We start from the raw sequence: 23,091 nt of genomic DNA, 5'->3' as shown, positions 1-23,091 counted from the left end.
CAATTACACTTGAATATTAAACCATCAAATTAAGGTTTGATGGTTTTTTTATGGAATCATAATTGAATTTTAAGTTTTAAAAAATATATTTGCTTAAACTTAATGAATATGAAAAAAACTATACTCCTACTCTCTTTAATTGTACTTATTCTTTCTTGCGGTGTAAAACAAACCCGTAATATGTTGACTTCAGGAAATTATGATGAAGCTATTGATAATGCTGTGTCAAATTTACGTTCCAATAAAGACAAAAAAGGAAAACAAGATTATATATACCTTCTCGAAGAAGCATTTGCAAAAGCGAAAGAAAGAGATTTGAACTCATTAAATTTATTGACACAAGACGGCAATCCTGCAAATTCTGAAAAAATTTACAATCTTTATTTGCAATTAAACAACCGTCAGGAATTAATTACTCCACTATTGCCATTAAAATTGATGAAGGAAGGTCGAAATGCTAAATTCCCTTTTAACAATTATAACAGTCAGATAATTGATAGTAAAAATACATTGTCAAAATACCTGTATGCCAACACCAAAACTTTATTATCTTCCAATAATAAAATGGATTATAGAAAAGCGTACGATGATCTAGTTTACTTAAATAAAATTAATCCAAACTATAGAGATGTTTTAAAATTGATGGACGAGGCTCAATTCAAGGGAACTGATTTCGTTAACGTATCTATGAAAAACGAAACGAATATGGTAATCCCTGTTGGTTTAGAAAATGATCTTTTAGATTTTAGTACTTTCGGTTTAAATGACAAATGGACCGTTTATCATAGCAGCTTACAAAAAGGGACAAAATATGATTATGGATTGATTGTTAATTTCAGACAAATTAATATCTCCCCTGAGCAAATTAAAGAGAAAGAATTCATCAAGGAAAAACAAATAAAGGACGGAGTAAAAACACTTGTTGACAGCAAAGGAAAAGTGATAAAAGACAGCCTCGGTAACGCTATTAAAGTAGATAATTTCAAAACCATTCGCGTTAGCATTTATGAATTCAATCAGTTTAAGGCGTGTCAAATTAACGCTAAAGTCGATTATGTGAATTTTAAAAATAATCAATTATTAGAATCTTTTCCACTGACAACGGAGTTTGTTTTTGAAAATATGTATGCCACTTATAAAGGAGACAAACGTGCTTCTGATGATTCTTATTACTCTAATTTTGATAGAAGAGCTGTTCCATTTCCTTCTAATGAACAAATGGTTTATGATACTGGAGAAGATTTAAAATTAAAATTAAAAGATATTATTAGTCGAAATAAATTTAGAAACTAATAAACAATCCCATATAGCATTGAACTCCTCCTTGAAAAACATTTTTTTTGGAGGAGTTTTTGTTTGTTATAAAAAATAACACTGACTGATGATTTTGTTACAAAACATCAATTTGATATTGTGAATCAAAAATTAGTGTACATTTGTACCAATGAATAATACAAGTGTAAATATAACTTCTATCTCACGGATAAACAGACCTACGGCTTCTCCCGAAGTACGGATACTATCTATATAGTACCCAACGACTGTTTCGTTCTATTTTTATTCATTTTTTCTATATTCTATTTTGAAATTTCAATTATTTACTATTGGATTATTATATCCAAAATCTACTTGTAACCATTTTTTATTTTTAAACTCAACAACTTGTTTAACAATGTCTTATATAGCAATTAATAAACTAAAAATCAATAACTTTGATTTTTGGTATAAACTTTACACCTCATTTTTTAACCAATTATTTATATCTTAAAATGAATATCTCAATAATTATAGCACAAGAAGAGCATTTTAAATATTCGCAAATAGTATGTGATACTATTGAAGAATCTGCTCTATTGAGAGGAACTGGAATTGCAAAAAGAACTCCTGAATACATCCAAAAAAAGATGGAAAACAAGGATGCAGTAATTGCATTAGACAACGGAAAATTTGCAGGTTTTTGTTATATCGAAAGCTGGGAGCACGGAAAGTATGTGGCCCATTCAGGTCTTATCGTACATCCTGATTACAGAAACTTAGGCTTAGCAAAACAAATTAAATCTAAAGTGTTTGAGTATTCATTAGAAAAATATCCTGATGCAAAAGTATTTGGAATTACTACAGGTTTAGCAGTAATGAAAATTAATTCGGATTTAGGATATAAACCTGTACCTTTTTCTGAATTGACAACAGATCCAAGCTTTTGGAAAGGATGTCAAACATGTACTAATTACGAAATTCTAAAAAGCAAAGACAATAAAATGTGCTTGTGTACAGGAATGCTTTACGATCCAAAAGAAAAACTTAAAATCCCGCCAAAACATCCATTTAATGTCCGGATATGGAATAGGTTAAAAAAGATAAAACAAGCTCTTTTCTTAGAGGACAAATAAAATAATAAATCAGCTTATAACTATTAGAAATTAATTAGTAAAAAGCTTAAAAACATATAAAATGAAAAAAGTTGTATTAGCATATAGTGGAGGTTTAGACACTTCATACTGTCTAAAATATTTAAAAAACGAAAAAGGATATGAGGTTCATACTGTATTAATCAATACAGGTGGATTTGATGATGAAGAGTTAACTGCTATTGAAGAAAGAGCTTATGAATTAGGTAGTGCAAAACACGCAAACCTTACTATCGTAGATAAATACTATGACAAAGCTATTAAATACTTAATTTATGGTAATGTTCTAAAAAACAACACCTATCCACTGTCAGTAAGTGCAGAAAGAGTTTTTCAAGCTATTGAAGCTATAAAATACGCCAAATCTGTTGGTGCAGAAGCTATCGCTCACGGAAGTACTGGCGCAGGAAATGACCAGATCCGTTTTGATTTAATTTTCCAAACCATAGCTCCCGAAATTGAAATAATAACTCCTATCAGAGACTTGAAATTATCAAGACAAGAAGAAGTGGATTATTTGTCAAAAAACGGTGTGCATTATTCTTGGGAAAAAGCACAATATTCAATCAATAAAGGACTTTGGGGAACTAGTGTTGGTGGTAAAGAAACCTTAACTTCTCATCAAGCTTTACCTAGTGAAGCTTACCCTTCTCAATTGCAAAAAGAGGGTGAAGAAAAAGTGACTTTACAATTTGAAAAAGGGGAATTAGTTGGTATTAACGGAACTAAAAACGCTCCGGTAAAAAACATTGTTATCCTTGAAAAATTAGCTAATGCATACGCTATAGGTAGAGATACGCATGTGGGTGATACAATAATCGGAATTAAAGGGAGAGTTGGGTTTGAAGCTGCTGCTCCATTAATTATTATCAAAGCACACCATTTATTGGAGAAACATACCCTTGGTAAATGGCAACAATACTGGAAAGAACAACTAGGAAACTGGTACGGAATGTTATTTCACGAAGGACAATTCCTTGATCCTGTAATGAGAAACATCGAGGCTTTCCTTGAAGACACCCAGAAAACAGTAAACGGAACTGTAACTGTATCCTTAAAACCATATCATTTCTCATTGGACGGAATTGAATCAGATAATGATTTGATGAATACAGGTTTTGGTCAGTATGGAGAAATGAACAACGCTTGGACGTCAGATGATGCTAAAGGATTCATCAAAATTTTAGGAAACGCTCAAAATATATTTTCATCTGTAAACGACTTGACTTATGATTAATGTTGGAATAATAGGAGGTTCGGGATATACCGCAGGTGAACTTATTAGAATATTGATGTTTCATCCTAATGCAAAACTTGATTTTGTCTATAGCACAACCAATGCTGGAAAACCACTTTCTATAGCGCACCATGATTTAATGGGTGATATCGAAATGAATTTTACCGACACAGTGAATACAGACGTTGATGTTGTTTTCTTGTGTTTAGGTCACGGGAAATCAATTTCTTTTTTAGAACAAAATCAGTTTTCTGATGCTACAAAAATCATCGATTTAGGAAATGACTTTAGATTGACAAAAGACAAAGAATTTCAAGGAAAATCTTTTGTTTATGGCTTACCTGAGCTGAATAAAAACAGTATAAAAACCTCTAAATATATCGCTAATCCAGGTTGTTTTGCTACAGCAATTCAACTCGCTTTATTACCGCTTGCAGCAAATGAATTATTGAATAATGATGTTCATATTAATGCCACAACGGGAAGCACGGGAGCTGGAGTCAGCCCATCAGAAACTACACATTTCAGTTGGAGAGCAAACAATATGTCGCATTACAAAGCTTTTGATCACCAACATTTAGGAGAGATAAACCAAAGTATCAATCAATTACAAATTGATTATAAAAACGAATTAATTTTCGTTCCCAACAGAGGGGATTTTGCAAGAGGAATTTTCGCAACACTGTACACAACAGTTGAGGAAAGTTTAGAAGATGTAGTGGCCAAATACGAAGCGTTCTATAAAGACCAGCCATTTGTAACTGTTACTACAACTAACATCAATATGAAACAAGTAGTGCAAACGAACAAATGCATTATTAGTTTAATGAAAAAAGGAAACCGTTTATTGATAACCTCAGTAATTGATAACCTAGTAAAAGGTGCTTCTGGACAAGCCATTCAAAATATGAATTTAATGTTTGGATTGGATGAAACTACAGGATTGCATTTGAAACCATCTGGTTTCTAAAAACAATTAAAAGATTGAAGAATTAAATAATTACAAAAATGAACTTATTTGACGTTTACCCTTTATATAACATCACTCCTGTAAAAGCATTAGATTGCACCATTACTGACGAAAACGGAGTTGAATACCTAGATTTGTATGGTGGCCATGGAGTTATTTCCATCGGGCACACGCAACCGGAATATGTAGCACAAATTAAAAATCAATTGGACCAATTGAGTTTTTATTCGAATGCGATTCAGAATCCATTGCAAACAGAATTGGCTCAAAAACTAGGAAAGGCATCTGGTCTAGAAGATTACAGTTTATTCTTGTGTAGTTCAGGGGCTGAAGCCAATGAAAATGCCTTAAAGCTAGCTTCTTTTCACACGAATAAATCTAGAATACTATCTTTTGATAATTCTTTTCACGGAAGAACTTCAGCTGCCGTTGCGGCAACCGATAACAAGAAAATTGTTGCTCCAATAAACGCGCAGCAAATCGTCACATTTTTGCCTTTAAACCAAATTGAATTGGTGGAAACCGAATTAAAAAAAGGAGATGTTTGCTGTGTCATCATTGAGGGAATTCAAGGTGTGGGAGGTTTAGATGAAGGAACAACCGAATTCTTTCAAGCTTTGGAAAAAATGTGCGATAAATACCAAGCTGTTCTTATATTAGACGAAGTGCAATCTGGTTATGGAAGAAGTGGGAAGTTTTTCGCATTTCAACACCACGGTATCAATCCTGATATTGTCACTACTGCCAAAGGGATGGGAAATGGTTTCCCAATTGGAGGCGTTTTGATTTCCCCAAAATTCGAAGCTAGTCATGGACTCCTAGGAACCACTTTTGGCGGAAGCCATCTAGCATGTACAGCAGGAATAGCTGTTTTGGATATTTTCGAAAGTTTGAAATTGCAAGACAATGTAAATGCTGTTTCTAAATATTTTTTGGAAGCAATCCAACAAGTCCCACAAATAAAAAAAGTAAAAGGTAAAGGACTAATGTTAGGTGTCGAATTTGATTTTGATGTAAGCGAACTTAGAAAGAAAATGATAATGGACAAACACATCTTTACTGGTGCTGCAAATAATAAAAACTTACTAAGAATTCTTCCTCCTTTGACCATACAGAAAAAGGATATCGATACCTTTATTGTGGCTTTAAAAGAAACTTTAGCCGAGCTGAGCGTTAGCGAACTGGCGAATCAATTAAAATCTTAGTTATGAGTCGTATTTTATCCATAGAAAAAAGAAATGCTGTTTTAAACCGAATGGCAACACTTTTGGAACAAGAAAGAGCTACTGTCAAAAGCATCAATCAACAAGATCTTGCCAATTATTCAGGCGATGACCTTGCTATGGAAAAAAGATTAGTTGTAGATGACTCCAAAATTGACGGGATGATCTTATCCTTGCAACAATTAGCAAGTCAAGAAGATCCTTTGGGTAAAGTTCGTTTTGACTTCACACACGATAACGGACTGAAAATAAGTAATAAAACAGCTGCTTTTGGCACCATATTAATCATATATGAATCTCGCCCAGACGTGACTGTTGAGGCGGGAGGAATCGCCTTCAAGTCGGGGAACAGAATACTATTGAAAGGCGGAAAAGAATCGTTGCTTTCAAATCAAAAAATTGTGAGTCTTTGGCACCAAGCCTTAACAGACAATGAAGTGACTACTTCTTGGGTTGAATACCTGAATTATGACAGGACTGAAACCCAAGAATTCTTGGAAAAACCAACACAAAAAGTGGACTTAATTGTCCCTAGAGGCGGTGAAAATCTTATCAATTTTGTAAAAAAACATGCTACATGTCCGGTAATTGTGAGCGGCAGAGGAAACAACTTTGTATATGTAAATAAGGCAGCCGATTTAGATCAGGCACTTGCTATCATCATCAACGGAAAGACTTCAAACATATCAGTATGCAATGCTTTAGATAAAGTATTAATTGATACGAATCTTCCAAACTGGGAAATTTTTGCAAAACAATTAGTATCCAAATTACAATTGTTCAATGTAAACGTTTTGGGGGACGATTCGGTTTCAAATGCAACGCAAGTTGCTTGTATCGAAAATGATTTGATTTGGTACGAAGAATTTTTAGATTATAAAATTGTAATTGGAACAACCAATTCTGATCAGGAAGCGATAGAAAAAATAAACAAGTATTGTGGTGGTCATTCGGCTTCTATAATCACTAAAAATGATACCATTGCCCAGGAGTTCATGGATAATGTTGATACTGCTGCGGTATATCAAAACGCTTCAACGCGGTTTACCGATGGAGGCCAGTTTGGTTTGGGTGGAGAACTCGCCATAAGCACTGACAAATTGCACCAAAGAGGACCAATTGGGTTGCAACACCTAGTCACTAATAAATGGTATATTTACGGAGATGGACAGATTCGATAAAAATTGAAAGATTAAAAGATTGAAGTATTAAAAGATTTGGACAACGAAATTTTTAAATTATTAAATCTTTCAATTTTTAAATTAAAAAATAATGGCAAAAAAAAGAATTTTATTAAAAATAGGCAGTAATACTTTAACCAAGGAAACCAATCATATTTCCAGAGGAAAAATTGAAGATATAGGCATGCAAATAGCCGCTTTAAACGATAAATATGAATTTATAATTGTAAGTTCTGGAGCTATTGCAGCGGCAAAACAATTTGTAAAACTGGAGAGTAATGGCAAAGAAATTATAGTCAAACAAGCGTTGGCTTCTATTGGTCAGCCCCATTTAATGCGGATTTTCCATGAAAACTTCAGCGATTTGGGATTGCTTACCTCGCAATGTTTATTGTCTTATTCTGATTTTGAAAAAGAACAGTCCAAAGTCAATATTGTAAACACCATAAATATATTGGTTGAGAATAATTACATTCCAATCATCAATGAAAATGATACGGTGGCAACAGATGAAATACAGTTTGGTGACAACGATAAATTAGCCGCTTTAACCGCTGTTTTATTGAAAGTGGATCTATTAATTATCGCCACAAACACTAATGCAATTTACACTAAAGAGTCTATTCACAATGAAATTCCGGAAACGATACCATTGGTGAATGATTTACAACTATTGGAAAAAGAAATTGGCGATTCAAAATCATCCCACGGAACGGGTGGTATGAAATCAAAAATTGAAGCCTCCGCCATTGCAAAAGAAGCCAATATTGAGACTTGGATTGTCAATGGTTTAAAAGACAATTTTATTTTGGATGCATTAAAAAATAATATCCCTTTTACGAAGATTAAATAATCAGATTGTTGGTTTGATTAATCGTTAATTCGGTTAATCGATTAAATAAATAATCGAATAAACAAATTAAAAAGATGAACTACACTTCAATAAAAGACATCGATTCGCTCTCAAAATGGGTGAAATCGGCAATAAAAATCAAAAAAAACCCGTTGAAAAACAAAAAACTGGGTAAAAACAAAACCTTGGGAATGCTGTTTTTTAATCCAAGTTTAAGGACTCGTTTGAGCACTCAAAAAGCAGCTTTAAACTTAGGTATGAACGTTATGGTGATGAATTTTACTAATGAAGGATGGACTCTGGAGTTTGAAGATGGAGCAATCATGAATTCTGGTGCTTCAGAACACATCAAAGAAGCTGCCGAAGTAATATCCCAGTATTGTGATATTATTGCCGTAAGAGCCTTTGCAGGATTAGTAGACAAAGAAAAAGACAATGCTGAGATTGTTATGTCTGGTTTCCTTAAATACGCTACGGTTCCCATCGTGAATATGGAAGGAGCAACAGGTCACCCTTTACAGGCTCTTGCTGACGCAATAACTATGGAAGAGTATAAAACAACACACAGACCTAAAATTGTCTTGTCGTGGGCTCCTCACCCTAAAGCTTTACCTCAGGCTGTTGTCAATTCTTTTATCGAAATGATGCAGTTACAAGATGCCGAATTTATCATTACACATCCCGAAGGGTATGAACTAAATCCTTTAATTACCAAAGACTCAAAAATTGAATACAATCAAGATAAAGCTTTTGAAAACGCCGATTTTATTTATGCCAAAAACTGGAGTAACTACAATGACTACGGTAAAATAACCAATTCTGATCCAAACTGGACCGTTACAGCCGATAAAATGAAATTGACTAATAATGCCAAATTCATGCATTGTCTTCCAGTAAGACGTAATGTAATTGTATCTGACGAAGTTTTGGATAGCGAAAATTCAATCGTAATTGAACAAGCGAATAACAGAACTTATGCAGCCCAATTGGTTTTGCAAAAAATATTAAAAAATGGACAGTAAAACTCCTTTAACAATTGTGAAAATTGGCGGAAACATCATCGATGACCCCGCCGAATTGTCATCGTTCCTGTCTGATTTCTCTAAAATTGAGGGGAATAAAATACTCGTTCACGGCGGTGGAAAATCAGCCACTAAAATGGCGGAAAGCATTGGTCTTGTTCCTCAAATGATTGAGGGTCGTCGCATTACTGATGCTGCAATGCTTGATGTTGTTGTGATGATTTATGCCGGGCAAATCAATAAAAACATTGTTGCACAATTACAAGCCAATGACACAAATGCAATGGGTTTTTCAGGTGCAGACGGAAATTTAATCCTATCCGAAAAAAGAAACCACCCAACAATAGATTATGGTTATGTTGGCGATGTTATAAAAGTGAATACTTCTCTTTTAGAAACCTTGATTTCAAGCGGAATTACTCCCGTATTTTGTGCAATTACGCATAATAAAAAAGGGCAATTATTGAATACAAATGCGGATACTATTGCGAGTGAATTAGCCATCGCTTTGTCTGAAATATATAAAGTTTCCTTGAATTATTGCTTCGAAAAACCGGGTGTATTATTCGATGCCGAAGACGATTCTTCCGTTATTGAAAAAATTAATCCCGAATTGTACGCCAAATTAAAAAAAGAAAAAGCAATTCATTCCGGAATGATTCCAAAACTGGATAACTGTTTCAATAGTTTGTCCAAAGGAGTTCAAAAAATAAAAATTGGTCATCACCGTATGTTACAAAACGCAAAAGCTATTTGTACAACTATAGAATTATAAAACGTACGATTAAAAATTGAACCATTAAGAAATTAAGGTTTTAAGCTTAATTAACTAAATATCTTAATGGTTAGTTTACAACTGAAAATTTCAGTTTTAGGATTCGACATAAAAAAATTATGAAAAACATAGAAACACTTACTCAAGAAGCTATAACTTTATTAAAAAATCTGATTGAAACCCCTTCTTTTTCAAGCGAAGAAGAACAAACGGCGGCTTTAATCGAAAAATGGTTTATACATAACGAGATTCCCTTTGAGAGAGAGAACAATAATGTTTGGGCATACAACAAGTTTTTCGACAAAAACAAACCAACACTTTTACTGAATTCACACCATGATACCGTTAGGCCTAATCAAGCCTATACTAACGACCCTTTCAAAGCAATCGTTAAAGACGGTAAATTATTCGGTTTGGGAAGCAATGATGCAGGAGGTTGTTTGGTTTCTCTTTTGGCCACTTTTGTTTATTTTTATGCCAATGAAACTTTACTTTACAACATCGTTGTTGTTGCCTCAGCTGAGGAAGAAAGCAGCGGAAAAAAGGGTTTAAACAGTGTACTTAAAAGTTTACCAGAACTTGATTGCGCCATTGTGGGTGAACCTACTTTAATGCAATTGGCCATAGCCGAAAAAGGATTATTGGTTTTGGATGTCAAAGTAAAAGGGACACCAAGTCACGCTGCACATCAAAACGAAGACAATTCAATTTACAACGCTATTCCAGTGATGGAGTGGTTTAGAAATTATAGATTCGATAAAATATCGGAGCAATTAGGCCCTGTAAAAATGACCGTAACCCAAATCAATGCGGGAAAACAACACAATGTGGTACCATCCGATTGTGATTTGGTTATCGATATTAGAGTTAACGATTGTTATTCAAATCAAGCAATTTTACAAATCGTCAAAGAAAATTGTACCGCTGAGGTAACTCCGCGTTCTATGAATTTAAGCGCCTCTTCAATACCTGAAACACACGGATTAGTTCAAGCAGGAATCGCGTTGGGAAGGACAACTTATGGCTCTCCTACCCTTTCGGACCAATCTGTTTTGAGTTGTAAATCATTGAAATTAGGACCTGGAGAAACACTCCGGTCACACTCTGCTGACGAATTTATCTATTTAAACGAAATCGAAGAAGGAATCCAGTTGTATATAAAAATATTAAAAGATTTCTTGAAGCAGTAAAATAATTAGGAGCTAATCCCGCTATTCGCTATATCTCTTATGGCGAACACCGCCACAAGAGGATACCGCTTCTATCGAGGCTAGAAATATCAAAAATAAAAACTTTGTGAATCTTTGAGTAAACTTGGAGAATCTTTGCGAAACAAAAATAAAAACTATGAAACTTTGGGAAAAAGGAATACCTACAGATAAACAAATAGAACAATTCACCGTTGGAAACGACAGGGATTTGGATTTAGTCCTAGCTAAATATGATGCTTTGGGTTCTATTGCTCACGCTAAGATGTTGGGACAAATCGGACTTCTGACCGATACTGAAACAGATTCCTTAGTTTTAGCATTAAATGAAATTATTGCAGATGTCGAAAACGGAAACTTCATAATCGAAGATACTTTTGAAGACGTACATTCCAAAATCGAATATTTGTTAACGGTAAAACTCGGTGATGCCGGAAAAAAAATCCACACCGCGCGTTCCCGTAACGACCAAGTGTTGGTCGATGTGCATTTGTACTTAAAAGATGTAATTATCGAACTGAAAGAGCAAGTGAAAATGCTTTTTGACTTGATGATGGAATCGGCAGAGAAACACCAAAATGTTTTACTTCCAGGTTATACACATTTACAAATCGCAATGCCTTCTTCTTTCGGAATGTGGTTTTCCGCTTATGCCGAGAGTTTGATTGACGATATCACCATGTTGAACGCCGCCTTGAAAATTGTCGACCAAAATCCGTTGGGATCCGCTGCGGGATATGGTAGTTCATTTCCAATCGACAGAACATTTACTACAAAGGAATTGGGATTTGAAACCCTAAAATACAATGCCGTTGCTGCCCAAATGAGCCGTGGAAAATCAGAGAAAACTTTGGCTTTTGCAATGAGCAGTGTTGCCGCTACTCTATCGAAATTTTCTATGGATGTTTGTTTGTATATGAGTCAAAATTTTGATTTCATCAGTTTGCCCGCCCATCTTACAACGGGATCGAGTATTATGCCTCACAAGAAAAACCCAGATGTATTTGAGTTAATCCGTGGAAAATGCAACAAAATTCAAGCCTTGCCGTACGAAATTACTTTGATTACTAATAATCTACCAAGTGGATACCACAGAGACTTACAGCTTTTGAAAGAAGGATTATTTCCTGCAATACAAAATTTAAAAGCCTGTCTGGATATTGCTATTTTCTCAATAAAAGACATCAAAGTAAAAGACAACATCTTGACCGATAAAAAATACGACTATTTATTCACTGTGGATACGTTAAACGAAATGGTGGTTGCAGGAATGCCTTTTAGAGATGCTTACAAAGCGGTTGCTGAACAATTGGAAAACGGAACATTCGAATCTCCAAAAGAAACCAAACATACCCACGAAGGAAGTATCAATAACCTTTGTTTAAATGATATAAAGGAAAAGATGAACAGTTCTTATTAATTAAAAACCAAAATAATTTTCACAATAAAATCCATTCGGTTCTATGAATGGATTTTATTATATTCTAAACTTAAACTAATTGATTATTTAATTTTATACTCATTTTTGTGAGTGTTTATTGAGACAAATTATGTTTGTACTGAAACGAATAACAATCCATATCATAAAACATTTGTTTACCATTTATTAGAATTGAGTTTCCTGTAATTTTTTCCAATCGTTCTGTAGTTTCATATTTAATTTTAGCAAAATATCTATCCTTGAAATCTAGTTTATTTTCCAGTTCTTTAGGGAAATCTATTGTTTTACCTATTTTAAGTTCGTTAGTTGTAGCTTCCAAATAGATTGAAATATTACTCTCTTTTTTCGAGAGTATAATATGGTATTTAGGAAAAATAAAATTTTCAAAATCAATATCATTCCCTTTTAAAATGTAATTTATGGAACAAATTTTATTATTCTTGAGCATTTCTATAACCTCATTTTCATTGTTAATTTCGTTAATATTTACTTTTCTCAATTTTTTAAGATGCGTAATAGCTTTTAAAGATCTTATAGGATTACTTTCTAGGTCGATTTCTTCTAAGTTTTTGAATGTATAAAGAACATTAATGTTTTCGATTTCATTAGAACTTGCATCAATTTTTCTGATTTTTTCCAAATTTTCTAATACATCTAGATTTTTTAATTTTTGATTTCTTATAGTAATTTCTTCCAAGTTTACACAATACTTCAAGAAAGACAAATCGAGAATATGTTCAGAATAATTCAAATATAGACATGTTATTTTTTCAAAATCAGAAGCTTGTATGACATTTTTGTTTTCAATTTGACCTCTTGTTTTATACTGCATTCTTTTCATCGTTACATTTTCAAACATATACTCATCAGTAACCTCGTTATGAACTCTCCTAATGTCTTCTTTAGTAAATCCTATTTTTATCCAATGCAAATGCATTAAGATTATATACTTAGTATATTCGTCCATTTTTGATTTTATTTGATATTTGAATTAAAGGAAATAATTATAGTAGTTTAACTAAAAAGGCAAGTCTTCATCGACTTCTGAAATAGAATCTGGAGCAATAAAAATACTGTTTTCAACAATTGCCACTTTAGCGTCTGCTAATTCTATTTTCCATTCTTTTACATCAGTGTACCATTTGTTATTGAATTCACGACTATCCAATTCATAGGATATGATAAGAGAATTACCAACTTGCAATTTACTTTTATTTATTTTGTCTCCCTAAATGCTCACGCATATTTTCTTTGGATATTGCCCCTCTGTTTCTACGATAATGTCTTAATCTTACTTTCTTCAATTAACATTTTAAATTCTCCTAATTGGAGTTGTAGTAATTAGATTTAGTCTGCGGTAAAGATCATAGGTCTTTATTTTATTCATAATATGCAAATTTGTGGGTAAACAGGTGTTCAATCTGATTGTCTTTGATAATAAACCCATCAATATATTCAATCGGATTATTCTTTATCATATAATTTTCAGAGTTTTTATTAATTAATAAATTCTCATTATATTTATAAATGAAAAATCTATTTTCTTCTGTCTTTTCCTCAAAAAGCATAGTCTTTTCATAACCTTCAGAATCCAATTCTTCTTTCCAATTATTTTGTGAATTTATAACAGTAGATTGTTTGATTTCATTGTTTAAACCATATATAAATTTGACTTCATATTTTTTTTGATTATAATCATAATAAGGATTTAGTAGACAATCCATTCTTAAAGTAGATTTTCTTTCTTTGTTAAATAAACTTTCCCATCCTGAAAATCCAAGCTCATCATCAAAACTAAAACCATCTTCATTTGAAGCATTAAAACTTACACCAATAAGTCTATTATCCAAATATTCTAAAACAGTATTGGAATAAAAAACTTCAAGGTCATCAATTATTTCAAAACAATTAATTTCAATAATATTTCCATCATCATTGTAATTAAAATATGTAATAGCATTATTAACTAAAATTGATTCTAATACATTATCCTTATATTTGTATGTGAAATTACTCTGTATTTTATTGTTTATTGAATAAACACGATTAATCAAATTACCTAAATCATCAAGCACCCTTTTTTCTTCTGAAAAAGAATTGTTTTTTAAATCAGTTTTCTTTTGTGAAATTATTTCTTTATTTTCATTGAAAACAAGTTCTTCAATGCTTAATAATTCACTTAAAGGATAAATTGGTAATTGACCAACACGAGGTTCTCCTAAATTTTGATAAGGGTATACAGATACAAATTGATCATTTAAATCCGAATATCCCGTTTTATATCGAAAAATGCGTGTTGTTAATCCTTCATATTTGTATTCATCTTTAAAAAAATTATCACCGCCACCGTTATCTGATTTTATTTTTTCAACTAGTTTTTTCCCATCCTCAGTATATTCAAATTCCGATAAATACCCAAATGTCTGCTTAGATTTAAGCAAACCATTTTCGTAATATTCTTTATAAAAAAAATTAAAATCATCAAAATGATTGTCTATGCCTATGAATGTTTCTTTTTTTAATTGCATTTATTTAATTGTTAGTTGTTCACTTAATTATCCAAATGATTATCCTTTAAGTCAAAGAAAATAATCATATTTTAGTTAATATTAAAATTTGATAATTTACCGTCAAATCTAAAAAATAGAAACTTTTCATTTTTACAATCTTGAATTGAACCCATATTTAGAGATAAATTTTAAAAAAGTTATTATGATTTTTATCTACAAAATAATTTCAACTAAGGTAACTTTTTTTAAATCAAAAATCCATTCGTTTACACGAATGGATTTTTATAATATTAAATTTAAAAGTGAAATCTAAAGCTTTTTCCCTAATTGTCCAGCATCAATATCACTATGTGAAGCGTTATAAACGGCTTTACCATCTTTAATAAGTATTAATTGCGGTGATTGATGCATAACACCAAAACGCGTTGCTATTTCATTTGAAACATCACGATACGCTATTAAATCTAAAAAATAAGGCGTAACTTTATCTGATAAATCAAACTCGTTTTCAAATTGTCTTAATGCCATTCTGCTTATACTACAGCGTGTGCTGTGTTTGAAAATAGCAACTGGCTTATCATTTGAAAGTGTTATTATTTCGTTTAACTGTCCCAAATCAGTTAAGTTATTCCAGTCCATTTTACTACTAGAATCATTTTGGTTCTCTGAACCACTAAATATATTTTTAAAAAAACTCATAATTTGTCGTTAATTCAGTCATTTTGACTGGTTTTTATGATGAAAATCATATTTTATACGCCATTTTGTCTCTAATATTGTAATGGAATATAAATTGAAGATCTGTTCGCAAAGTTATCAATTAACTACAATTATATAACTACAAAATAGTAAAATCATGAACATAAATAAATTTACAATAAAATCACAGGAAGCCATTCAGCAATCACAACAATTGGCTCAAGGCTTTGGACAACAACAAATAGAGAACGAACATATTTTCAAAGCGATATTTGAAGTCGACGAAAATGTAGCGCCTTTTATTTTAAAGAAACTAAATGTAAATGTCTCTTTGTTCATTCAAATACTTGACAGTACCATTGAAAGTTTTCCTAAAGTTTCCGGTGGAGAAATAATGCTTTCCAGAACCGCAAATTCCACCTTGAATGAAGCTGAGATTATTGCAAAAAAAATGAACGATGAATTTGTTTCCATCGAGCATTTAATTTTGGCCATTTTTGCGTCCAAAAGCAAAGTGGCACAAATTCTAAAAGACCAAGGCGTAACCGAAAAAGGACTGAAAGCAGCAATTGACGAACTACGAAAAGGAGAAAGAGTAACTTCAGCCTCAGCAGAGGAAACCTATAATTCCTTAAACAAATACGCCAAAAACCTGAACGAATTAGCCAAAAACGGAAAACTAGATCCGGTTATTGGCCGTGACGAGGAAATACGTCGTGTTTTGCAAATATTAACGCGTAGAACAAAAAACAACCCAATGCTTGTGGGTGAACCGGGTGTGGGTAAAACCGCCATCGCCGAAGGTTTAGCACATAGAATAGTTGATGGTGATGTTCCCGACAACCTGAAAAACAAAATCGTTTTTTCCCTTGATATGGGAGCACTTATTGCGGGAGCCAAATACAAAGGGGAATTTGAAGAGCGTCTAAAAGCCGTGGTTAAAGAAGTAACTTCTGCCGAAGGTGATATTGTACTTTTCATTGACGAAATCCATACCCTTGTAGGCGCAGGTGGTGGTGAAGGCGCGATGGATGCGGCAAATATTCTGAAACCAGCCTTGGCTCGTGGAGAATTGAGAGCTATTGGGGCAACTACTTTGGACGAATACCAAAAATATTTCGAAAAAGACAAAGCGCTCGAAAGACGTTTCCAGAAAATTATAATCGAAGAACCCGATACCGAAAGCGCCATTTCAATTTTGCGTGGTATAAAGGATAAATACGAAACACATCATAAAGTACAGATAAAAGATGAAGCCATTATTGCCGCTGTAGAGCTTTCACAACGTTATATTACGAATCGTTTCCTTCCAGACAAAGCAATTGATTTAATGGATGAGGCAGCTTCAAAAATCCGAATGGAAATCAATTCAAAACCAGAAGAACTTGATGTTTTGGACCGAAAAGTGATGCAACTCGAAATTGAAATCGAAGCCATAAAAAGAGAAAAAGACGAGAGCAAACTCAAAACTTTAGGAATGGATTTAGCCAATCTAAAAGAAGATCGAAACAAGATATATGCCAAATGGAAATCGGAAAAAGATGTAGTTGATAATATTCAAGGCATCAAAACCGAAATAGAGGATTTTAAATACGAAGCCGAACGCGCCGAGCGTGATGGTGATTATGGAAAAGTAGCCGAGATCCGTTATGGAAAAATCAAAGAAGCTCAAGAGCGTCTCGATGTTTTACACAAAGAATTGGTTGAAAATCAATCTGGCGGAAGTTCTTTGATAAAAGAAGAAGTGACCCGCGAAGACATTGCCGAAGTTGTAGCCAAATGGACCGGAATTCCAGTTATGAAAATGCTACAAGGAGAACGAGAAAAATTATTGCTTCTGGAAGACGAATTGCATAAACGTGTCGTAGGTCAAGAAGAAGCTATTGAAGCCGTGAGTGATGCCGTGCGTAGAAGCCGTGCTGGATTACAAGATATGAAAAAACCGGTGGGAACCTTCCTTTTCCTTGGAACAACAGGAGTTGGAAAAACCGAATTGGCGAAAGCCTTAGCCGAATATCTTTTTGACGATGAAAACGCCATGACGCGTATCGATATGAGTGAATACCAGGAACGACACAGTGTGAGTAGATTAGTGGGGGCACCTCCGGGATATGTGGGTTATGATGAAGGCGGGCAATTGACTGAAGCTGTACGTAGAAAACCGTATTCAGTTATTTTATTGGATGAAATCGAAAAGGCGCATCCTGATACTTTCAATATACTTTTACAAGTTTTGGATGAAGGACGATTAACGGATAATAAAGGGCGCTTGGCCGACTTTAAAAATACCATTATCATTATGACTTCTAATATGGGAAGCCAGATCATACAGGAAAAATTCGAAAATCTAAAAGGAAGTATGGAAGCCGCTACCGAAGCCGCAAAAGTGGAAGTCCTTGGTTTATTGAAACAAACCGTACGCCCGGAATTCATCAATCGTATTGACGAAATCGTGATGTTTACACCGCTTACCAATGCTAACATTACTAAAATTGTAGGCTTGCAACTGAAAAACGTGACCAAAATGCTGGCACTTCAAGGCATCACAATGGATGCCACACCGGAAGCTATTGGTTATTTGTCTGAAAAAGGATATGACCCGCAATTTGGAGCCCGACCAGTAAAAAGAGTGATACAAAGAGACGTGCTGAATAAACTGTCTAAAGAAATTTTGGGAGGTAATATCGCCACGGACAGCATCATTCTTTTGGATGCTTTTGACGGAGAATTGGTATTTAGAAATCAAACGGAAGCCGCAGAGTAAATACACAGTAAATAGAATTATATAAAACATCAGTTGTAAGACTGGTGTTTTTTTTGGAGCATAAATTGCCGTTTTTTCATCAACTTCCCTCCTGCTGTCCGCAGTATCCACGCCCAAAAGCGTGGGATACTTGCTCCCATCAGGGCTAAAAACAACAAAACGTTTTCATAATATCTGCAGTCCTGATTTCAGCAAAGACAAAGTACTATTCTAATGGAATTAAACACCTTGTTTATATACGTGAATTGTAAAACAACTATCTGATTCTTTATAAGAGTAATAAAACTATGTTTATATGTGGTAAAAACAATGTATGTCATTCATTTACAAATAATTAACAAAGTAATATTTTATCAAAATTTTAATAAAACAAACAAAAATTGTATCTTTAATGGTAACCATAACTAAAAATAAAGAAGATTTTAAGCTAAAGACAGATTTTATATACAATTGAATTTCATTTCATTATCCTTATTAGCTTTAAAATAATTATTAACTTAAATATTTATTCCTATGGAAAATTCTAAAGTAGAAGCTATTGAAAACAATTATAACAAGATTGAAGATATCAGTAATTCTTGTTCAAGTTTAATTCAAAAAATAGGTCAATTGCAAGTGGATTTATTTAACAATCCCGACAATGACCTTGAAAAATTTTTAGGTACAATCAATTCTTCTTTTAGTGACATTCACCAACAAATTGTAGATGTATCACACAATTACAATCAGGAAAAACTTATCCCCGCTAAAGGATTAGAAGCATTTAACTCAGCCGAAGACGAACTTAACGAAGAAAGTTAATATATACTTATCTCTTTATTAGAGGTAAACTATAGCGCAATTGTTTAAATAATTGCGCTATTTTTATGTGTAAGGGATAAATGAAATTACAAGAATTATATTGACCCAACTGTAACTTGATAACAAGTAAGAGAATAATTCTCAATACTACTTGTATATTTTATGTATATATTAGCAAAACAAGATGTTTATTGCTTAATGCCAACTGAATTGGTAGAATATTTGCTGTATTATAGCTACGATAAACAAGTTACTATTAAGTAAAATTAAATTTCAAAAAGTTAAGAAATAATTCAAATAAACTCAATATTCAATAACAATTTACTTTATATAAATATGATAAGATCATATAACGATTCGGACAAAGATACTTTAATAGAAATATTCAATCTTAACACTCCTCAGTATTTCGACAAGAAAGAAGTAGCTGATTTTATAGAATATTTAGATAATTACAGCGATACCTATTTAACAATTGAACACGAAGACAAAATTGTTGGTGGAACAGGATACTATGTAAATTATTCAGATAATTCAGGTCGAATAACTTGGATATTTTTTCATCCTAACTATTCAGGATTTGGTTTAGGGAAACAAGCAGTAGAGCATTGTTTGACAAAATTAAAGAATAATCCTAAAGTGGAAAAATTGGTTGTAACTACTTCACAATTAGCTTATAATTTTTTTGAGAAATTTGGCTACAAACTTTCAAAAATTGAAAAGGATTTTTGGGGACTAGGACTTGATTTATACGAAATGGAAATGCCAAATGACCAACTTGCCATTAACAAAGAAAGATAATAAAATTGTATCTTAATTAGTGTAATTTTCCTTTTTTATTATAATAAATTTAGTAGAACAAATTCGATTTTTTATAATTCAAGCGGCTAAACTTATTAGAAAAAACAAATTAAATAATAAATATTATGAATTTAAAAATTGCTTCAGCCTTAATAGTCGTATCAATTCTAGGTATGTTATCGATAATACTTCCTGTATTTATTTTGGATGATTTGAAACCCTATGAATCACCTTTATTTCCACTAATTAGAACTGGAATTGAAGGAATTTCAAAATATAGTTTACTCTTCCTTTTCATATCAGGTTTTAGTGTAAAGCTATTTAGTAACGTTCCATTTTGGATAATTGGATTAATGAGTATGTTTTTATTTCCCTTAGCTACTTTCTGTGAAATGATTGCCGATTCTTCTTCTCATAATATGTTTCCATTTGAATTTATTTTTTATGGTCTTTTTACAATTCCAGCAATAATAGGAGCATACGCCTCCCACCTTATTAAAAAATTTGTTATAACAAAAATGTAAAAGACGTTTAAGACAGTAACGGAATAAATAAGATTTATGCATTTGTAAAGAATTGAGAACTTCTTTGGTATAATCTTTTCAAAGCAATTGCTATTCATATTTGTACTTATTTTTATTGTTTTCTGATGCTCATCTGAGAAGAGTATCTTAAATTAGAAAATAAATAATAAAGCATGTAACGCTGGGAATATATTCGTCAGAACATTAAAAAAACATATGTTAACATTCAATAAAAACTACTTTGCAATAGCGTTTTTAATCTTTGTGATTGAAGTTATAATTGCCCTTTTTGTACACGATGTCTTTGTCAGACCTTATCTCGGGGATATTTTGGTTGTGATATTGATCTATTGTTTTATTAAATCTTTTTTAAGATTACCTGTTATAACAGCAGCGGTAATAGTATTGATTTTCGCTTTCTCTATTGAGTTTCTTCAATATGTGAATATTGTCAACACACTTCATTTAGAAAATTCAAAAATAGCTCGAACTATCATTGGAACTTCCTTCTCTTGGATTGATTTACTAATGTATGTCATTGGTCTCGTTATCGTTATTGTTATAGAGAAATATTGGTTTAAAAATGAATTAAGAACAATTTCTTGATGTGATCTCTCCTTCGTCGAGATGACAAGTGACACATAAGAAAGAATAGATTACATAGAACAAAACTTTTCCTTTACCCCTATTTTCTACTCTTTATAAAATTCCCTATTTTTGCAGTCTAAAATTTATGTCATGCCAAATAAAAAATATAAAATAGCCGTTATCCAATTGAACCTTAATGATGTTGCCGAAAACAACCTTAAAAAATGTTTGAGTTGGGTACGTGATGCGGCCAGTCAAGGTGCTGAGGTTATCTCTTTACCGGAATTATACAGCAGTCATTATTTCTGTCAAAGTGAAGATGTAGATAATTTTGCATTAGCAGAACCTTTATACAGTACTTCGTTTATCGCATTTAGTGCTTTGGCAAAAGAATTAGGCGTGGTAATCATTGTTCCTTTCTTTGAAAAAAGAATGGCTGGAATTTATCACAATAGTGCTTACATTATTGACACTGACGGTTCAGAAGCGGGATTGTACCGTAAAATGCACATACCGGATGATCCTCATTTCTATGAAAAATTCTATTTTACTCCAGGAGATTTAGGGTTCAAAACAATTCCAACACAAAAAGGAAAAATTGGAACATTAATCTGTTGGGATCAATGGTATCCAGAAGCAGCTCGTTTAACGGCCCTTCAAGGTGCTGATGTTTTATTTTACCCTACAGCTATTGGATGGCATCCAGCAGAAAAAGACGAATATGGTGAAAACCAACACGGAGCTTGGATGAGCGTAATGAAAGGACACGCTGTGGCAAATGGTGTGTATGTCGCTGCTGCAAATAGAATCGGACTGGAGCAATACTTACCTGATACGGCTGGAATCCAGTTTTGGGGATCTTCATTTATTGCGGGACCACAAGGGGAAATTTTGGCGCAAGCCTCACACGATAAAGAAGAAATTTTAATTGCCGAAGTTGACTTAGATCTTCAAGAAAATGTACGTCAGAACTGGCCCTTTTTTAGAGATAGAAGAATTGATGCTTTTGGTGATATTACAAAAAGAGCAATCGACTAATTATGAGCACAAATAATAGAAGATTCCCTGCTGAATGGGAAAACCAACAAGGGATTTTACTTTGTTTCCCTCATAACGGGAAAGACTGGCCTGGAAAATACGATGCTATTCAATGGGCTTTTGTCGAATTTATAAAAAAAATAGCCACTTACGAAACCGTATTTTTGGTTGTTGCCGATGAAAAGTTAAAAGAGAAAGTTAATGGAATGCTTGAAATGGCACACGTTGACCTTGATAACATTTCGTTTATAATCCAAAAAACAAATAGAAGCTGGATGCGTGATTCTGGTCCTATTGTAATTAAAAACGGTGAGAAAAGAGAAGCGTTGAATTTCAATTTTAACGGTTGGGCAAAATATAAAAATTTCCAACTGGACAAACACGTTCCTGCAACAGTAGCAAATTTTCTAGATGTACCACTAACACAAGTGATGTACAAAGGAAAGCCTGTAATAGTTGAAGGTGGAGCTATAGACAGCAACGGAAAAGGAACATTATTGACATCGGAAGAATGCTTGATGCATCCCGATATTCAGGTTCGCAACCCCAATTTCACCAAAGAGGATTACGAAGCTGTTTTCAAGGAATACCTTGGAATCACCAATGTGATTTGGCTTGGTGATGGTGTTGAAGGCGATGATACTCACGGACACATTGATGATTTATGTCGTTTTATAAATGAAGATACGATTGTAACTATTGTAGAAACGGATCCAAAAGACAGTAACTACGCTCCGTTACAAGACAATTTGAAAAGATTGCAAAATGCAAAATTAGAAAATGGAAAGTCACCCATAATTGTGGCTTTACCAATGCCTAAAAGAATTGATTTTGAAGATTTAAGATTGCCTGCGAGTTACGCAAATTTCTTGATATTGAACAAATGTGTTTTAGTACCTACATTCAACGATCCTAATGATCGTAAAGCGCTTAACATACTTGCGGAATGTTTTCCTGAAAGAGAAATCATCGGAATCAGTGCCATTGATTTGATATGGGGTTTTGGAACCTTGCATTGCTTGAGTCAACAAATTCCAGCATAATATTA

The 23,091-nt window shown here is 33.1% G+C and carries 22 protein-coding genes; 18 read left to right on the top strand and 4 right to left on the bottom strand.

Annotated features, from left to right (window positions below; all coding sequences use genetic code 11):
• Positions 1-108 precede the first annotated feature (108 nt).
• The 11 genes from FLAK523_RS10920 (at position 109) to argH (ending at position 12,297) form a co-directional block, all read left to right on the top strand.
• Entirely contained in the window at positions 109-1,293 is a 1,185-nt protein-coding gene (locus FLAK523_RS10920; RefSeq protein ID WP_248903356.1) for a hypothetical protein, read from the top strand.
• Between the two features lie 476 nt (positions 1,294-1,769).
• Positions 1,770-2,390 carry a GNAT family N-acetyltransferase gene (locus tag FLAK523_RS10915; RefSeq protein ID WP_248903355.1) on the top strand — a complete coding sequence of 207 codons (621 nt, stop codon included), beginning with the start codon at positions 1,770-1,772 and terminating at the stop codon, positions 2,388-2,390.
• 61 nt (positions 2,391-2,451) lie between these two features.
• Positions 2,452-3,645, top strand: a complete 1,194-nt coding sequence (locus FLAK523_RS10910) for an argininosuccinate synthase (protein ID WP_248903354.1) — start codon at positions 2,452-2,454, stop codon at positions 3,643-3,645.
• Positions 3,638-4,615 (top strand): N-acetyl-gamma-glutamyl-phosphate reductase, encoded by a 978-nt coding sequence (gene argC / locus FLAK523_RS10905; protein WP_248903353.1) that lies wholly within the window; start codon positions 3,638-3,640, stop codon positions 4,613-4,615. The genes FLAK523_RS10910 and argC overlap by 8 nt, the downstream gene beginning before the upstream one ends.
• A gap of 38 nt (positions 4,616-4,653) precedes the next feature.
• Positions 4,654-5,820: an aspartate aminotransferase family protein gene (locus FLAK523_RS10900; protein WP_248903352.1), complete on the top strand. Its 1,167-nt coding sequence runs from the start codon at positions 4,654-4,656 to the stop codon at positions 5,818-5,820.
• Between the two features lie 2 nt (positions 5,821-5,822).
• The gene (locus tag FLAK523_RS10895; protein WP_248903351.1) at positions 5,823-7,019 is read left to right on the top strand and encodes a glutamate-5-semialdehyde dehydrogenase; all 1,197 of its coding nucleotides are present in this window, start codon (positions 5,823-5,825) and stop codon (positions 7,017-7,019) included.
• A 91-nt stretch (positions 7,020-7,110) separates the two neighbouring features.
• The gene (gene proB / locus FLAK523_RS10890; RefSeq protein WP_248903350.1) at positions 7,111-7,872 is read left to right on the top strand and encodes a glutamate 5-kinase; all 762 of its coding nucleotides are present in this window, start codon (positions 7,111-7,113) and stop codon (positions 7,870-7,872) included.
• Between the two features lie 74 nt (positions 7,873-7,946).
• The gene (locus FLAK523_RS10885; protein ID WP_248903349.1) at positions 7,947-8,894 is read left to right on the top strand and encodes an N-acetylornithine carbamoyltransferase; all 948 of its coding nucleotides are present in this window, start codon (positions 7,947-7,949) and stop codon (positions 8,892-8,894) included.
• Positions 8,884-9,669, top strand: a complete 786-nt coding sequence (gene argB / locus FLAK523_RS10880) for an acetylglutamate kinase (protein ID WP_248903348.1) — start codon at positions 8,884-8,886, stop codon at positions 9,667-9,669. Before FLAK523_RS10885 ends, argB begins: the two co-directional genes overlap by 11 nt.
• Before the next feature lie 119 nt (positions 9,670-9,788).
• Positions 9,789-10,859, top strand: a complete 1,071-nt coding sequence (locus FLAK523_RS10875) for a M20 family metallo-hydrolase (protein ID WP_248903347.1) — start codon at positions 9,789-9,791, stop codon at positions 10,857-10,859.
• Positions 10,860-11,016: 157 nt separating this feature from the next.
• Positions 11,017-12,297 (top strand): argininosuccinate lyase, encoded by a 1,281-nt coding sequence (gene argH / locus FLAK523_RS10870; RefSeq protein WP_248903346.1) that lies wholly within the window; start codon positions 11,017-11,019, stop codon positions 12,295-12,297.
• 115 nt (positions 12,298-12,412) lie between these two features.
• Here argH and FLAK523_RS10865 read toward each other — a convergent pair whose 3' ends face one another.
• The 4 genes from FLAK523_RS10865 to ytxJ all read right to left on the bottom strand — a co-directional run bounded on the left by FLAK523_RS10865 (position 12,413) and on the right by ytxJ (position 15,527).
• Positions 12,413-13,285 (bottom strand): hypothetical protein, encoded by an 873-nt coding sequence (locus FLAK523_RS10865; RefSeq protein WP_248903345.1) that lies wholly within the window; start codon positions 13,283-13,285, stop codon positions 12,413-12,415.
• 51 nt (positions 13,286-13,336) lie between these two features.
• A complete protein-coding gene (locus FLAK523_RS10860; RefSeq protein ID WP_248903344.1) occupies positions 13,337-13,522 on the bottom strand; it encodes a DUF3127 domain-containing protein in 186 nt (61 codons plus the stop codon).
• A 175-nt stretch (positions 13,523-13,697) separates the two neighbouring features.
• Positions 13,698-14,846, bottom strand: a complete 1,149-nt coding sequence (locus FLAK523_RS10855; RefSeq protein ID WP_248903343.1) for a hypothetical protein — start codon at positions 14,844-14,846, stop codon at positions 13,698-13,700.
• Between the two features lie 291 nt (positions 14,847-15,137).
• Positions 15,138-15,527 (bottom strand): bacillithiol system redox-active protein YtxJ, encoded by a 390-nt coding sequence (gene ytxJ, locus FLAK523_RS10850; protein ID WP_248903342.1) that lies wholly within the window; start codon positions 15,525-15,527, stop codon positions 15,138-15,140.
• A 157-nt stretch (positions 15,528-15,684) separates the two neighbouring features.
• Here ytxJ and clpB point away from each other — a divergent pair, with 157 nt between their 5' ends.
• From clpB to FLAK523_RS10815, 7 genes are all read left to right on the top strand, one after another.
• Entirely contained in the window at positions 15,685-18,291 is a 2,607-nt protein-coding gene (clpB, locus tag FLAK523_RS10845; RefSeq protein WP_248903341.1) for an ATP-dependent chaperone ClpB, read from the top strand.
• Between the two features lie 513 nt (positions 18,292-18,804).
• Positions 18,805-19,092 (top strand): hypothetical protein, encoded by a 288-nt coding sequence (locus tag FLAK523_RS10840; protein ID WP_248903340.1) that lies wholly within the window; start codon positions 18,805-18,807, stop codon positions 19,090-19,092.
• A 336-nt stretch (positions 19,093-19,428) separates the two neighbouring features.
• Positions 19,429-19,893 (top strand): GNAT family N-acetyltransferase, encoded by a 465-nt coding sequence (locus FLAK523_RS10835; protein ID WP_248903339.1) that lies wholly within the window; start codon positions 19,429-19,431, stop codon positions 19,891-19,893.
• A gap of 125 nt (positions 19,894-20,018) precedes the next feature.
• Positions 20,019-20,417 (top strand): hypothetical protein, encoded by a 399-nt coding sequence (locus FLAK523_RS10830; RefSeq protein ID WP_248903338.1) that lies wholly within the window; start codon positions 20,019-20,021, stop codon positions 20,415-20,417.
• 216 nt (positions 20,418-20,633) lie between these two features.
• Positions 20,634-21,023: a DUF2809 domain-containing protein gene (locus FLAK523_RS10825; RefSeq protein WP_248903337.1), complete on the top strand. Its 390-nt coding sequence runs from the start codon at positions 20,634-20,636 to the stop codon at positions 21,021-21,023.
• Positions 21,024-21,155: 132 nt separating this feature from the next.
• Positions 21,156-22,043: a carbon-nitrogen hydrolase gene (locus FLAK523_RS10820; RefSeq protein ID WP_248903336.1), complete on the top strand. Its 888-nt coding sequence runs from the start codon at positions 21,156-21,158 to the stop codon at positions 22,041-22,043.
• Positions 22,044-22,045: 2 nt separating this feature from the next.
• Positions 22,046-23,086: an agmatine/peptidylarginine deiminase gene (locus tag FLAK523_RS10815; RefSeq protein WP_248903335.1), complete on the top strand. Its 1,041-nt coding sequence runs from the start codon at positions 22,046-22,048 to the stop codon at positions 23,084-23,086.
• Positions 23,087-23,091 lie beyond the last annotated feature (5 nt).

The sequence above is a fragment of the Flavobacterium sp. K5-23 genome (genome assembly GCF_023278045.1).
Lineage (GTDB): Bacteria > Bacteroidota > Bacteroidia > Flavobacteriales > Flavobacteriaceae > Flavobacterium.
The sequence above is the reverse complement of the archived record's forward strand: the minus strand, read 5'-3'. Positions and strand labels throughout refer to the sequence as shown.

What these genes read in the sequence shown, in the direction of transcription:
- FLAK523_RS10840 (WP_248903340.1), top strand. Translation starts at nt 18,805, where the DNA reads ATGGAAAATTCTAAAGTAGAAGCTATTGAAAACAATTATAACAAGATT.
- FLAK523_RS10830 (WP_248903338.1), top strand. Translation starts at nt 20,019, where the DNA reads ATGAATTTAAAAATTGCTTCAGCCTTAATAGTCGTATCAATTCTAGGT.
- FLAK523_RS10825 (WP_248903337.1), top strand. Translation starts at nt 20,634, where the DNA reads ATGTTAACATTCAATAAAAACTACTTTGCAATAGCGTTTTTAATCTTT.
- FLAK523_RS10895 (WP_248903351.1), top strand. Translation starts at nt 5,823, where the DNA reads ATGAGTCGTATTTTATCCATAGAAAAAAGAAATGCTGTTTTAAACCGA.
- argH (WP_248903346.1), top strand. Translation starts at nt 11,017, where the DNA reads ATGAAACTTTGGGAAAAAGGAATACCTACAGATAAACAAATAGAACAA.
- FLAK523_RS10875 (WP_248903347.1), top strand. Translation starts at nt 9,789, where the DNA reads ATGAAAAACATAGAAACACTTACTCAAGAAGCTATAACTTTATTAAAA.
- FLAK523_RS10855 (WP_248903343.1), bottom strand. Translation starts at nt 14,846, where the DNA reads ATGCAATTAAAAAAAGAAACATTCATAGGCATAGACAATCATTTTGAT.
- FLAK523_RS10915 (WP_248903355.1), top strand. Translation starts at nt 1,770, where the DNA reads ATGAATATCTCAATAATTATAGCACAAGAAGAGCATTTTAAATATTCG.
- argC (WP_248903353.1), top strand. Translation starts at nt 3,638, where the DNA reads ATGATTAATGTTGGAATAATAGGAGGTTCGGGATATACCGCAGGTGAA.
- FLAK523_RS10920 (WP_248903356.1), top strand. Translation starts at nt 109, where the DNA reads ATGAAAAAAACTATACTCCTACTCTCTTTAATTGTACTTATTCTTTCT.
- FLAK523_RS10820 (WP_248903336.1), top strand. Translation starts at nt 21,156, where the DNA reads ATGCCAAATAAAAAATATAAAATAGCCGTTATCCAATTGAACCTTAAT.
- FLAK523_RS10910 (WP_248903354.1), top strand. Translation starts at nt 2,452, where the DNA reads ATGAAAAAAGTTGTATTAGCATATAGTGGAGGTTTAGACACTTCATAC.
- FLAK523_RS10885 (WP_248903349.1), top strand. Translation starts at nt 7,947, where the DNA reads ATGAACTACACTTCAATAAAAGACATCGATTCGCTCTCAAAATGGGTG.
- FLAK523_RS10815 (WP_248903335.1), top strand. Translation starts at nt 22,046, where the DNA reads ATGAGCACAAATAATAGAAGATTCCCTGCTGAATGGGAAAACCAACAA.
- proB (WP_248903350.1), top strand. Translation starts at nt 7,111, where the DNA reads ATGGCAAAAAAAAGAATTTTATTAAAAATAGGCAGTAATACTTTAACC.
- FLAK523_RS10900 (WP_248903352.1), top strand. Translation starts at nt 4,654, where the DNA reads ATGAACTTATTTGACGTTTACCCTTTATATAACATCACTCCTGTAAAA.
- ytxJ (WP_248903342.1), bottom strand. Translation starts at nt 15,527, where the DNA reads ATGAGTTTTTTTAAAAATATATTTAGTGGTTCAGAGAACCAAAATGAT.
- argB (WP_248903348.1), top strand. Translation starts at nt 8,884, where the DNA reads ATGGACAGTAAAACTCCTTTAACAATTGTGAAAATTGGCGGAAACATC.
- FLAK523_RS10835 (WP_248903339.1), top strand. Translation starts at nt 19,429, where the DNA reads ATGATAAGATCATATAACGATTCGGACAAAGATACTTTAATAGAAATA.
- clpB (WP_248903341.1), top strand. Translation starts at nt 15,685, where the DNA reads ATGAACATAAATAAATTTACAATAAAATCACAGGAAGCCATTCAGCAA.
- FLAK523_RS10865 (WP_248903345.1), bottom strand. Translation starts at nt 13,285, where the DNA reads ATGGACGAATATACTAAGTATATAATCTTAATGCATTTGCATTGGATA.